The sequence below is a fragment of the Streptomyces sp. NPDC051322 genome (assembly GCF_040689485.1).
Taxonomy (GTDB): domain Bacteria; phylum Actinomycetota; class Actinomycetes; order Streptomycetales; family Streptomycetaceae; genus Streptomyces.
Genome location: NZ_JBFBAK010000001.1, coordinates 234,662 through 247,030, shown reverse-complemented (window position 1 = coordinate 247,030; position 12,369 = coordinate 234,662). Strand labels below are relative to the sequence as shown.

The 12,369-nt window shown below is 72.8% G+C and carries 11 protein-coding genes; 4 read left to right on the top strand and 7 right to left on the bottom strand.

The annotated features are described in order from the left end of the window. Window positions 1-237: 237 nt before the first annotated feature. From trpB to lgt, 4 genes are all read left to right on the top strand, one after another. Window positions 238-1,482: a tryptophan synthase subunit beta gene (trpB, locus tag AB0436_RS01125; RefSeq protein WP_366465532.1), complete on the top strand. Its 1,245-nt coding sequence runs from the start codon at window positions 238-240 to the stop codon at window positions 1,480-1,482. After that, entirely contained in the window at window positions 1,479-2,291 is an 813-nt protein-coding gene (trpA, locus tag AB0436_RS01120; RefSeq protein ID WP_366465531.1) for a tryptophan synthase subunit alpha, read from the top strand. The genes trpB and trpA overlap by 4 nt, the downstream gene beginning before the upstream one ends. Window positions 2,292-2,363: 72 nt before the next feature. Further along, window positions 2,364-3,185 (top strand): thioredoxin domain-containing protein, encoded by an 822-nt coding sequence (locus AB0436_RS01115; RefSeq protein ID WP_366465530.1) that lies wholly within the window; start codon window positions 2,364-2,366, stop codon window positions 3,183-3,185. A gap of 84 nt (window positions 3,186-3,269) precedes the next feature. Then, a complete protein-coding gene (gene lgt, locus AB0436_RS01110) occupies window positions 3,270-4,229 on the top strand; it encodes a prolipoprotein diacylglyceryl transferase (protein WP_366465529.1) in 960 nt (319 codons plus the stop codon). 148 nt (window positions 4,230-4,377) lie between these two features. Here lgt and AB0436_RS01105 read toward each other — a convergent pair whose 3' ends face one another. From AB0436_RS01105 to AB0436_RS01075, 7 genes are all read right to left on the bottom strand, one after another. Further along, window positions 4,378-5,223: a CoA ester lyase gene (locus tag AB0436_RS01105; protein ID WP_366465528.1), complete on the bottom strand. Its 846-nt coding sequence runs from the start codon at window positions 5,221-5,223 to the stop codon at window positions 4,378-4,380. Next, entirely contained in the window at window positions 5,220-6,440 is a 1,221-nt protein-coding gene (locus AB0436_RS01100; RefSeq protein WP_366465526.1) for a CoA transferase, read from the bottom strand. Before AB0436_RS01100 ends, AB0436_RS01105 begins: the two co-directional genes overlap by 4 nt. Beyond that, the gene (rbsK, locus tag AB0436_RS01095) at window positions 6,437-7,354 is read right to left on the bottom strand and encodes a ribokinase (RefSeq protein WP_366465525.1); all 918 of its coding nucleotides are present in this window, start codon (window positions 7,352-7,354) and stop codon (window positions 6,437-6,439) included. Before rbsK ends, AB0436_RS01100 begins: the two co-directional genes overlap by 4 nt. Beyond that, on the bottom strand, window positions 7,351-8,742 hold the full coding sequence (locus tag AB0436_RS01090) for an ADP-ribosylglycohydrolase family protein (protein WP_366466105.1): 1,392 nt from the start codon (window positions 8,740-8,742) through the stop codon (window positions 7,351-7,353). Before AB0436_RS01090 ends, rbsK begins: the two co-directional genes overlap by 4 nt. An 83-nt stretch (window positions 8,743-8,825) precedes the next feature. Next, a complete protein-coding gene (locus AB0436_RS01085) occupies window positions 8,826-9,983 on the bottom strand; it encodes an ADP-ribosylglycohydrolase family protein (RefSeq protein ID WP_366465524.1) in 1,158 nt (385 codons plus the stop codon). Continuing rightward, on the bottom strand, window positions 9,980-11,185 hold the full coding sequence (locus tag AB0436_RS01080; protein WP_366465522.1) for an ADP-ribosylglycohydrolase family protein: 1,206 nt from the start codon (window positions 11,183-11,185) through the stop codon (window positions 9,980-9,982). Before AB0436_RS01080 ends, AB0436_RS01085 begins: the two co-directional genes overlap by 4 nt. Continuing rightward, window positions 11,182-12,363, bottom strand: coding sequence for an ADP-ribosylglycohydrolase family protein (locus AB0436_RS01075; protein ID WP_366466104.1), 1,182 nt, complete (start codon window positions 12,361-12,363; stop codon window positions 11,182-11,184). Before AB0436_RS01075 ends, AB0436_RS01080 begins: the two co-directional genes overlap by 4 nt. Window positions 12,364-12,369 lie beyond the last annotated feature (6 nt).

The following is a 12,369-nucleotide window of genomic DNA, read 5'->3' as shown; positions in this document are numbered from 1 at the left end:
CCCGCCATGACCGCCTTCGCCGCCCTCCTCCGCGGGTGCAAGCCGCGCGGCTGCCGTGCGCCCGCACGGCGGGTGCGGGGGCGGCGGGTGCGCTATCACATCGGCTCCGAGCCCGGCCAGATCAACGGCATGCGATGGCGTCGCTGAGCGAACCGCTCAGCGACACCGCCCACCTCCCCCGTACGCGACCCGTCGTACCCGGTCGTGTACCCGTACGTGTACCCGTGGAGATCACGCATGTCTTCAGATTTCTTCATTCCCGACCCCGACGGCCGGATCCCCGGCACCGACGGCTATTTCGGTGAATTCGGCGGCAAGTTCATCCCCGAGGCGCTGGTCGCCGCGGTGGACGAAGTCGCCGTCGAGTACGACAAGGCCAAGGCCGACCCGTCGTTCGCGGCCGAACTCAACGAGCTCATGGCCGACTACACAGGACGGCCGAGCGCCCTCACCGAGGTCCCGCGTTTCGCCGAGCACGCCGGCGGCGTGCGGATGTTCCTCAAGCGCGAGGACCTCAACCACACCGGATCACACAAGATCAACAACGTGCTCGGCCAGGCACTGCTCACCAAGCGGATGGGCAAGACCCGGGTCATCGCCGAGACCGGTGCCGGCCAGCACGGCGTCGCGACGGCGACCGCCTGCGCGTTGTTCGGCCTCGAGTGCACCATCTACATGGGCGAGATCGACACCGAACGCCAGGCACTCAACGTCGCCCGGATGCGCATGCTCGGCGCCGAGGTCATCGCCGTGAAGTCGGGCAGCCGCACCCTCAAGGACGCCATCAACGAAGCGTTCCGCGACTGGGTCGCCAATGTGGACCGCACGCACTACCTCTTCGGTACGGTCGCGGGACCGCACCCCTTCCCCGCCATGGTGCGCGACTTCCACCGGGTGATCGGGGTGGAGGCGCGGCGGCAGATCCTGCAGCGGACCGGGCGGCTGCCCGACGCGGTCGCCGCCTGCGTCGGCGGCGGTTCCAACGCCATCGGCCTCTTCCACGCGTTCCTTCCGGACGCCGGGGTCCGGCTGCTCGGCTTCGAGCCGGCCGGCCACGGCATCGAGACCGGCGAGCACGCGGCCACCCTCTCCGCCGGTGAGCCGGGTATTCTGCACGGCTCCCGGTCGTACGTCCTGCAGGACGAGGAGGGCCAGATCACCGAGCCCTACTCGATCTCGGCCGGCCTCGACTACCCGGGAATCGGCCCGGAGCACGCCTACCTGAAGGACATCGGGCGGGGCGAATACCGCGCGATCACCGACGACCAGGCCATGCAGGCGCTGCGGCTGCTCTCGCGTACCGAAGGAATCATCCCGGCCATCGAGTCCGCGCACGCGCTGGCCGGTGCGCTGGATCTCGGCAAGGAACTCGGCAAGGACGGCCTGATCGTGGTCAATCTGTCCGGCCGCGGTGACAAGGACATGGACACGGCTGCCCGCTACTTCGGGCTGTACGGCGCGGATGCGGAGGTCACCAAGTGAGCGGCAACATCGAACTGCTGAGTTCGGTCCTCGACCGGGCGAGGACCGAGGACCGGGCCGCGCTCATCGCGTACCTGCCGGCCGGGTTCCCCACCGTCGACGGCGGGATCGCCGCCGTGCAGGCGGTCATCGACGGCGGGGCCGACATCGTCGAGGTCGGTCTGCCGCACAGCGACCCGGTCCTCGACGGACCGGTCATCCAGACCGCCGACGATATCGCCCTCAAGGGCGGGGTGAAGATTGCCGACGTGCTCCGCACGGTGCGTGAGGCCTACCGGGCGACCGGCGCGCCGATCCTGGTGATGACGTACTGGAATCCGGTCGACCGGTACGGCGTCGAGCGCTTCACCGCGGAGCTGGCCGAGGCGGGCGGGGCCGGCTGCATCCTGCCCGATCTGCCGGTCCAGGAGTCCGCGCTGTGGCGTGAGCACGCGGAGAAGCACGGTCTGGCCACCGTCTTCGTCGTCGCCCCGAGCAGCAAGGACGAACGCCTCGCGACGATCACCGCCGCCGGGTCCGGTTTCGTGTACGCGGCCTCGCTGATGGGCGTCACCGGCACCAGGACCTCGGTGGGCGAGCAGGCCCAGGACCTGGTCCGGCGCACCCGGGCCACCACCGCACTGCCCGTCTGTGTGGGGCTCGGCGTCTCGAACGCCGCGCAGGCCGCGGAGGTCGCCGGATTCTCCGACGGTGTGATCGTCGGATCCGCGTTCGTCAAGCGCATGCTGGACGCGGCCGACGAGAGCGCCGGTCTGGCGGCCGTGCGCGAACTGGCGGGCGAGTTGGCCAAGGGCGTACGCCGAAGCTGACGCCGTCGCTCGTACGGGTGGAAGTGCGACCGGGGAGGCACGCTGGTGCCTCCCCGGTTCGTTGCTGCGGGTGTGAGCGAGAAGAACCGAGACGCGAAGAGGGCCGCCCGAGAGCGGCTCATCGAAGAGCGCCAGAAGCAGAAGGCGCGGGACAAGCGCAGGCGCGGACTGATCGTCGGCGGTGCCGTGGTGGGCGTACTGGCGCTGGCCGCCGTGATCGGCGTCGTCGCGGCCGACTCCGGCGACGACAGCGGCACCACCACCGCACATGCGGCGCTCCCGCCGCAGGGCGCGACCGGAAAGGACAGCCTGGCGATCCCGGTGGGCGCGAGCGACGCACCGTCCACGCTCACCGTGTGGGAGGACTTCCGCTGCCCGGCCTGCGATCAGTTCGAGACCGATTTCCGCAGCACCGTCCATCAGCTGGAGCAGTCCGGCCAGGTCAAGGTCGAGTACCACCTCGTCACCCTGATCGACGGCAACATGGGCGGCTCGGGCTCGCTGCGCGCTGCCAACGCGGCCGCCTGTGCGCAGTCCGCGGGGAAGTTCCCCGCCTACCACGACGTGCTGTACGAGAACCAGCCCGAGGAGACCGACGACGCCTTCGCCAAGAACAGCCGGCTGATCGAGCTGGCGGGCAGGGTCCCCGGGCTGAAGACGGCCGCCTTCACCTCCTGTGTGAACGAGGGGAAGCACGACGGCTGGGTGAAGAAGTCCAATGCGGCCTTCCAGAAGGGCAAATTCAGCGGCACGCCCACCGTCCAGCTGAACGGCGAACCGATCTACCCGAAGAAGGGCAATGAGCAGATCACGCCCGCCCATCTGAAGAAGTGGGTCGCCGAGGCGAACAAGGGGAAGAAGCCGGGCACCCTCTCGCCGAGCCCCTCGGCCTGACGCCGTTCGGCCGCCCCTCGTTATCACTACGTTGCCGGGTGGGTTGCCCCCTGCCCCACCCGGCAAGGTAGCGTCGACGGTGCCATGAACCTTGCCTACATCCCCAGTCCGTCGACCGGCGTGGTCCACCTCGGACCGATTCCGCTGCGCGGCTATGCGTTCTGCATCATCATCGGTGTCTTCGTCGCCGTCTGGTACGGCAACAAGCGCTGGGTCGCCCGGGGCGGCAACGCCGGCACGGTGGCCGACATCGCCGTGTGGGCCGTGCCCTTCGGGCTGGTCGGCGGACGGCTCTACCACGTCATCACCGACTACGAGCTGTACTTCACCGATGGCCGGGACTGGGTCAACGCCTTCAAGATCTGGGAGGGCGGCCTCGGCATCTGGGGCGCGGTCGCGCTCGGCGCGGTCGGAGCCTGGATCGGCTGCCGCCGTCGCGGTATCCCGCTGCCGGCCTGGGCCGACACACTGGCGCCCGGCCTCGCCTTCGCCCAGGCCATCGGCCGCTGGGGCAACTGGTTCAACCAAGAGCTGTACGGCAAGCCGACGGACCTGCCGTGGGCGCTCAAGATCAGCCAGGGCCCGGACCGTATCGCCGGGACCTACCACCCGACGTTCCTCTACGAGTCGCTCTGGTGCGTCGGCGTCGGGCTGCTCGTCATCTGGGCGGACCGCCGCTTCAAGCTCGGCCACGGCCGGGCCTTCGCCCTGTATGTCGCCTCCTACTGCGTCGGACGCGGCTGGATCGAGTACATGCGGGTCGACGACGCGCACCACATTCTCGGTCTGCGGCTCAACGACTGGACCGCGATGATCGTGTTCCTGCTCGCGGTGACGTACTTCGTCGTCTCGTCGAAGCTACGCCCGGGCCGCGAGCCGATCGTGGAACCCGCCGCGGGGGCCGGGGCCGCTGAAGCGGCCGAGGAGACCGAGCCCGACGCCGAGGCCACCCCCGAGGCCAACACGGACACCGACCCGGAATCCGACCCGGACGCCCTTCCCGCAGCCGAAGCCAAGGCAGAAGCCAAGGCCGACCAGACCTGACCCCCTGGGGGACGACCTCTGCCGGGCCCCTTGCGGGGATGATCCCTGCCAGGCCCCCCGGGATGTAACCCCCGCGGGGCACAATCCAGCCCCTGCGGCGTTTGAGGAGCGGGGTCCGGGGCGGAGCCCCGGAAGAGGGGGAGGGGCGTCAGCCCCGGCGATCGCGCCCCGCCAACTCAAGCGTGCGCCGCGCCCCCGCCACCACCGCCGCATCCACAAAGCGCCCATCCGGAAGCGCCAGCGCCCCCGCCTCGGACACCGCGGCCAGCACGACGTCCTCCGCCGCCCGGACCTCCGCCGGGGTCGGCAGATACGCCCGCTCGATCACCGGCAGCTGGCGAGGATGGATCGCCGCCCGTCCGAGGAACCCCAGCGCCCGGCCCCGGGCGCAGGACGCGGCCAGGCCGTCCAGATCGCGCACATCGGTGAAGACCGACTGCGCCGGCGGCGCCAGACCGGCGGCCCGCGCGGCGACCACCGTGCGGCTGCGCGGCCAGGCAAGGCCGGCGTCGTCCTGGACGCCCAGATCGGCGCAGAGATCCGCCTCGCCGAGCGCGATACCGCCCACCGCCACCGTGGCGGTGGCGATCTCGTAGGCGCGCTCCACCGCCAGCGCCGACTCCAGTATCGGAAAGAGCGGCAGCTCCGCCGGCCCGCCCGCCGCAGCCACCCGGTCGGCCACGGCGCGCACCTCTCCCGGACCGTTGGCCTTCGGCAGCCGCAGTCCCGCCAGGCCGGGCAGCGTGGCCAGCGCCCGCACATCGTCCGCGGCCAGCGGGCCGTCCAGCGCGTTGATCCGGACGTGCACCGGTGAGGGCCCGGGGACCGGGTCGGTGAGGAGTTCGACGGTCGCCGCGCGGGCATACGCCTTGCGGTCGGGGGCGACCGCGTCCTCCAGGTCGACCAGCACCACATCGGCCCCGCTGTGCAGCGCCTTCGCCACCACTTCCGGCCGGTCCCCGGGGACGTACAGCCAGGTCAGCGCCGCGTTCACCGGACCGCCCCGGACGCGCGCAGCGCCGCGATGGCGGACTCGTCGAGGCCGATCCCGGACAGCACCTCATCGGTGTCCGCGCCGTGCGGCCGGCCCGCCCATCGGATGGCCCCGGGGGTTTCGGAGAGCCGGAACAACACGTTCTGCATCCGGATGGTGCCCAGCTCCTCGTCCGGCACCTCGGCGAAGGTGCCCAGCGCCTGGTACTGCGGGTCGTCCATGGCGTCCGCGATCTCGTAGACCGGGGCGATGGCCGCCTCCGCCTCCTCGAACGCCTTCATCACCGCTGCCCTGTCGTGCCGGGCGATCCAGCGGCTGACCGCCTCATCCAGTTCATCGGCGTGCCGGGCCCGCTGCGCACCGGACGCGAACCAGGGTTCGTCGATGAGCTCCGGGCGCCCCACCAGCCGCATCACCCGTTCCGCGATCGACTGCGCGGAGGTGGACACGGCGACCCACTTGCCGTCCCGGGTGCGGTAGGTGTTGCGCGGCGCGTTGTTGTTGGAACGGTTGCCGGTGCGCGGCTGCACATAGCCGAGCTGGTCGTACCAGATGGCCTGCGGTCCGAGGACCGCGAGCATCGGCTCCACGATCGCCATGTCGACGACCTGCCCCCGCCCGGTACGGTCGCGGCCCGACAGGGCGGCCATCACGGCGTACGCGGTGGACAACGCGGCGACCGAGTCGGCGAGACCGAAGGGCGGCAGCGTCGGCGGGCCGTCCGGCTCGCCGGTCATCGCGGCGAAACCGCTCATCGCTTCGGCGAGCGTGCCGAATCCGGGACGCCGCGCATACGGGCCGAACTGTCCGAAACCCGTCACCCGGGCCAGCACCAGCCGCGGGTTCACCGCCGCGAGCCGGTCCCAGCCCAGGTCCCACTTCTCAAGCGTGCCCGGCCGGAAGTTCTCGATGATCACATCGGCATCGGCCGCCAGTCTGAGCAGCACCTCACGGCCGTCGGGCGCCGACAGATCGAGAGTGATGTTGCGCTTGTTCCGGCCCAGCAGCTTCCACCACAGCCCCACCCCGTCCTTGCTGGGGCCGTGCCCCCGCGAGGGGTCGGGCCTGCGAGGGTGCTCGATCTTGATGACCTCGGCCCCGAAGTCACCGAGCAGCGTCGCGGCCAGCGGCCCGGCGAAGAGCGTCGCGAGGTCCAGGACGCGCATCCCCTCCAGGGGAGCGGGTCGCGGAGTGTCCGTCGGTGTGGTGTCGTTCATCGGTTGTTCCTTACGTACAGCGCTTCGATCTCGGTGCGGTCGGGCATGGAGGCGCCGGCGCCGTGGCGCTGCACGCTCAGCGCGGCGGCGGCCGACGCCCAGGCCAGCGCCTGCCGCGTTTCCCGCCCCTCGCCGACCGCGACCGCGAGCGCGCCGACGAAGGTGTCCCCGGCCGCGGTGGTGTCCACCGCACGGACCCGCAACGCCGGTACGGTCACCGGCTCGGCTCCACGGGCCGCGTGAAGACTGCCCGCGGCGCCCAGCGTGATGACCACCTCGGGGACCCGCTCGAGCAGGGCGGCAGCCGCCTTTTGCGGGTCGCGGCAGCCGGTCAGCGCGGCCGCCTCATGCTCGTTGGGCACCAACAGGTCGGTCAGCGCCAGCAGTTCGTCGGGCAGCGGTTGCGCGGGGGCGGGCGTGAGCACCGTACGAATCCCCCGGGCGTGAGCCGCGCGGGCACCCGCGAGCACCCCGGCCATCGGCAGTTCGAGCTGGAGCAGCAGTGCCCCGGACGCGGCGATCCGGTCCTCGTCCTCCGCGGTGAGCGAGGTGACCGTGCCATTGGCGCCCGGTACGACGACGATGGCGTTGCCCCCCTCGTCGTCGACCACGATGTGCGCGGTCCCGCTGGCGCCCGGTACGGTCCGCAGCCCGGACACCTCCACCCCGGACGCGGCCAGCGCAACGCGCAACCGGGACCCGAAGTCGTCGTCGCCGACCGCGCCGATCATGGTGACCGCGCCGCCCGCCCGGGCCGCGGCCACCGCCTGGTTGGCGCCCTTGCCGCCGGGCACCGTACGGAACTCCCGCCCCGTCACGGTCTCCCCGCGCCGGGGCGCGGCCGCGACATACGCCACCAGGTCCATGTTCGTGGAGCCGAGCACCGTCAGCGTGGCGGATGGTTGCGTGCTCATGCCGTGGTGCCTCTTCCCTGTACGTGGCGCAGCGTGCGCACGGCGAGTTCGTCGAAGCCGACTCCGTCCAGCCCGCCGACCGTGGTGGCCAGCCGGTTCTTCAACGGGGCCGTCCAGCGCGTCGGCAGCACCGACGGGCCGCCCGCGAGCAGACCGGCGACGCTGCCCGCCGTTGCGCCGTTGGAATCGGTGTCCCAACCACCGGACACCGCACGGCAGATGGCACCGGTGAAAGCACCGTCGGCATGCGTCAGCGCAGCTGCCAGCAGCGCGGCGTTCGGCAGCACATGCACCCAGTGGTGGTCTCCGTACGCCGCGTGCAGTTCGTCCACGACCGTCTCGAACCCCTCGGCGTCCCCCCGCGGTTCGGCGGTGGCCCGCTCGATGCCGAAGCGCACCGCCGCGGCATACCGCGAACGCGGCGGGACGACGGCGAGACCGGACCGCAGACAGGCATGAACGTCGGCAGCGCCACCCGCCGCCGAGGCGATCACGGCAGCGGCGAACATCTCGCCGTAGACGCCGTTCGCCGTATGGGTGAGCACCGCGTCACGCCAGGCGGCCGCGGCGGCCCCGGCCGGGTCGCCCGGATGCGTCCAGCCGAAGATGTCGGCCCTGATCTGCGCGCCGATCCACTCCCGGAACGGGTTGCGGTGCACGGCGGTCGCCGGGGGCTCGATCCCGCAGAGCAGATTGCGGTACGCGGCCCGCTCGGCGGTGAACGTACGCCCGGCCGGCAGCTCGTCCAGCCACAGCTGCGCCACATCGGCGGTGCCGAAGCCGTGCCCGTACCGGTCGAGCAGCAACAGGCCGAGCAGCGGGTAGTTGAGGTCGTCGTCCTCCGGGGCGCCGTCGATGTTCTCGGCCAGCGAAGTGGGACGCGAACGACGGTTCCACGGGTGCGCCGCGGCGACCGCCGGATCGAGCCCGGCCTCGGTGAACCAGCCGTCCAGCGGCCAGTTGCCGGTGGAACGGGCGATGGCCCTGATACCGGCCAGGGTCAGCTTCTCGACCGGCTTGCCCAGTACACAGCCGGCCGCCCGGCCCAGCCAGGCGGCCTCCAGCCGGGGAGCCAGCGCCTCCCGGTCGACCGGGGTGGGGTCCGGGGCCGGCCAGTCGGCGCACCGGGCCCGGATCGCGTCCAGCTCGGTGGGTTCGTCCGCCGCCCACGGCGATGCCATCGTGGCCAGTTCGTCCAGCAACTGTTCGGCGAGGCCGCGCAGTTCGGGCCCGGCGGGGGCCGCGGACGCGCCCGCGCGTCCCGGTGCCGGATGGCCCCCCGCAGCGGTCCAGCGGCGCTCGGCGTCCGCCGCGTCGCGCCCGTCCTGGGCGGCCTGGCGCAGCTCATGACCCACCAGGTCCTCGGGCTGCACCCAGGTCAGCCGCAGCGCCCGACCGGTGGCGGCCGGGGAGTCGGCCGGGGCGCCGGTCGACGCGCCGGAGCCGGTGGGAGTGCGGAAGCCGGCGCTGCTCACCTGGCACCCGCGATCGCCTCGAACAGCGCCTCGTGCTCACGGCTCCGCTCCCGGTCACGGGCGAACATCTCACGGGTGACCGCGGCGAGCGCGGCGGCCGGGGCGTGCAGGTCGAGGCGGCTGGCGGTGGCCACCTCGGTCGCCCACTCGGCGGGCACCGCGCACTCGCCGTGCAGCGCACCGACGATCGCACCGCTCATGGTGGCGATGGAGTCGCAGTCGCGGCCGTAGTTGACCGAACCGAGCACGGTCTCCCGGAAGTCGCCCCGGCCGGCCAGCAACATGCCGAGCGCGACCGGCAGTTCCTCGATGGAGTGCAGCCGGGACGGCCGGCGGGCCCCCAGCGACGGCTTGCGGTACTCGGGCCCCACCGTGTCGAACGGCTCCACCGCCGCACGCAGCGGCTTGAGCGCCGATTCGAACCCGTCGTGCCGGGCGGCGACCTCACAGACCGCTTCTATCGCCGCCCGGGTGCCGTCCTTCGCCAGCGCCAGCGCGTCCGCGACGACCGATTCCGGGGTCGCACCGGGCTTGCAGGCCGCGGCCACCGCAGCGGCGAACACCGCGGCCGCCTCCCGCCCGTAACTGGACTGATGGGCACCCGAGATGTCCAGCGCCTCGGCGTACGCGTTCGCCGGGTTGCCCGCGTTGACCAGACCGACCGGCGCCATGTACATCGCGGCGCCGCAGTTGACGATGTTTCCGACGCCCGCCTCGCGCGGGTCGACATGGCCGTAGTGCAGCCGGGCGACGATCCACTTCTCCGCCAGGAAGATCCGCTGCAGCGGCAGCGCCTCCGCCTCCAGCTCGGGAATCCAGCGCGGGGTACCCATCAGGTCGGGCACCAGGTGGTCGGCGACGGCATAGGCGTCGAGGTGGTCGCGGACCGTCTCGTACACCCGGATCAGCGCATGGGTCATCAGGGTGTCGTCGGTGACGTGGCCATCGCCCTTGTGGTAGGGCGCGATGGGGCGGGCGGTGCGCCACTCGTCCTTGTAGAAGGGCTCCACGATGCCCTGGACGCGACCGCCGTGCCGCTCGCTGATGGCCTCGGGCGTCCAGCCTTCCACCGGGCCGCCGAGGGCGTCCCCGACAGCCGCGCCGATCAGGGCACCGGTGGTGCGGTCCTCCAGGGACGGGATGGGGGCGGTCATGAGCGGGTTCCTTCCGGCGAAGCAGACAGATGCAGGGGCAGGTACGACGACAGTTCGGCGGCGACCGCGACGAGGTCGGTGCCCGCGAGCTGGGGCAGCGCGCAGCCGACCAGCGTGCGGCAGCTGTCCCGCCAGGTGGCGGGCAGCGCCTCGGCGCCGCCGATCGCACCGGTGAGGGCGCCGGCCAGCGCGGGCGCCGAATCGGCCACCCGCGACAGGCAGGCCGCGGTGGGCACCGCCTCGGCCAGCGCCCCGCCGGCCGCGAGGGCCATGGCCAGGGCGACGGGCACCGTCTCGGCCGCCGCGATGCCGTAGCTGTAGACGTGGTCGACGATCTGGTGCTCGAGGACGGGGACCAGTTCGAAGGCGCTGCCCGGCCGGCCGGGCCTGGCGGCCGTCGCGGTCCGCGCGAGCGTCACCGCGTGCAGCGCGTTGCGCCGGATCTCGCTGCCCTCCGGCAGTTGCGCCAGCGCCTCGTCCACGCAGCTGCCGACGGACGCGCCGCCGAGTGCGGCGGAGACGGCGGCCGCCATCGCGCGGGCGCCGTGCACCCCGTCACCGTCCTGGGTGTAGCGGGCGTCGAACTCGGCGAGGTCGGCGGCGGCCGCGGGATCACCCGGGTGCACCACCGCGAGCACAGCGGCGCGCACACAGGCGGCGTCGTCGAAGTGGTGCGGATTGTCGTGGCCGGTGGCCGGCGGCCGGAGCCCCGCGGCCAGATTGCCCAGCCCGGCCCGCACCGAGATCCGGGCCCGCAGCGGCATCAGCGCCGACTCGATCTCGTCCGCCTGGGCGGAGGCCGCGGCCACCTCGTCGGCGAGCGCGCTCCAGGCCAGCGCGAGCGACGAACGGACCCGCTGTTGCGGGGAGAGATCGCTGTGCCCGGACGCTGCGGCGGAGAGGATCGCCTGAGCGCTGAACGTCGCCCATTCCGCGTCGTCGGACGGCCCCAGCTGGAGCGGTGCGGGCGGCTGGTTCAGCGCGATGGGCACCGGCAGCGTGGTGGTCGCGTTCTGCTCGGCGAAGGTGTCCAGTTCACGGGTGAGCCTGCGGGTCCAGTTGGGCAGCAGCGCGGCGCGGTGCCGTCCGGCCGGCCAGCCCGCGGCGTCTCCCGCCGCGATACCGAGGAGCAGTCCCTCGACCCGGCGGCAGGGGTCCGTGCCGGACAGTTCCGTCGCGGGATCGGTCAGTTGTGTCGTCACGAGGCGGCCTGCCTGTTGTCGTGGTGCCTGTTGTCGCGCCGGCTGTTGTCGTGCTGCCTGTCGTCGTGCTGCTTGCTGTGCGGGGCGGCGGCGCGGTGTCTGTTGTCGTCCGGCGGAACGAGCCGGTCGGCGACCTCCAGGATGTGGCGCCCGGCCATCGCGGGCAGACAGCTGCCGCCCACCGGGCCGATGGCGTCCGCCCAGCGGGCCGGGATGCCCGACTCACCGCCCAGCGCCCCGGCGAGCGAGCCCGCGACGGCGGCTGTGGTGTCCGCGTCGCGGCCCATGTTGACGGCCATCAGCACGGACGCCGTGAAGTCGCCGCGGGCGGCGATGAACGCGCCGAACGCCAGGCCGACGGCCTCCGGGGCCAGATCGGTCCACGGATACCCGCCGATCACCACCGCCGAGCGCACCGCCCGCTCGACCGGCAGCGGCGAGCCGTCCGGACCGGGCACCGCACGGCGGGCCGCGCTCACCGCACGGTGCAGCGACCGCGCGGTCCAGGAGTCCTCGGGGACCACCGACAGCGCGGCCTGCACCACCGCGTCAGGGCTGTCGCTCACCATGGCGGCGGCCACCCCGGCGGCGACGGCCTGGCCGCCGTAGATCCCCTCACCGTCATGACTGACCGTGCCGTCCACCGCCACCAGCCGGGCCGCCTCGGCCGGCCGGCCGGTCGCGTACACCCCGAACGGCGCCGCCCGCATCGCCAGACCGTCGCTCCAGGCGTGCCGGTGCTGCGCGGAGATGGGTGCGGCGAGTCCGCGCCTCAGGTTCTCCAGGGTGCCGCGCTCGCTGAAACCGGCGCCGCGGAAAGCCCCTTCGTCGCGGTCCGCGATCCACAGATGCCACGCCGCCTCGACATGCGCGACGGTGAGCGCGGAACCGTGCTCGGCGAGCAGCAGCCCCGAGAAGATCGCGTACTCGGTGTCGTCGGTGCCGGCCGGCCGGTCCGAGACGAACCCCTCGATACGCCCCCAGCGTTCGCGGATCTGCGACGGCTTCATGTTCTCCGCCGGGGCGCCCAGCGCATCGCCGACGGCGAGACCGAGCAGCGCGCCGCGCGCACGGTCCCACAGCGAACGGGGCACGTCGGCCCGCTCGGTCCGGAGCCGGGTCACGAGTGGCCCGGATGCTGCGGGGGATGGATCGGGGCTGCCGCTCATGGTGCTGATCGTGCT

What these genes read in the sequence shown, in the direction of transcription:
- trpB (WP_366465532.1), top strand. Translation starts at nt 238, where the DNA reads ATGTCTTCAGATTTCTTCATTCCCGACCCCGACGGCCGGATCCCCGGC.
- lgt (WP_366465529.1), top strand. Translation starts at nt 3,270, where the DNA reads ATGAACCTTGCCTACATCCCCAGTCCGTCGACCGGCGTGGTCCACCTC.
- AB0436_RS01100 (WP_366465526.1), bottom strand. Translation starts at nt 6,440, where the DNA reads ATGAACGACACCACACCGACGGACACTCCGCGACCCGCTCCCCTGGAG.
- rbsK (WP_366465525.1), bottom strand. Translation starts at nt 7,354, where the DNA reads ATGAGCACGCAACCATCCGCCACGCTGACGGTGCTCGGCTCCACGAAC.
- AB0436_RS01085 (WP_366465524.1), bottom strand. Translation starts at nt 9,983, where the DNA reads ATGACCGCCCCCATCCCGTCCCTGGAGGACCGCACCACCGGTGCCCTG.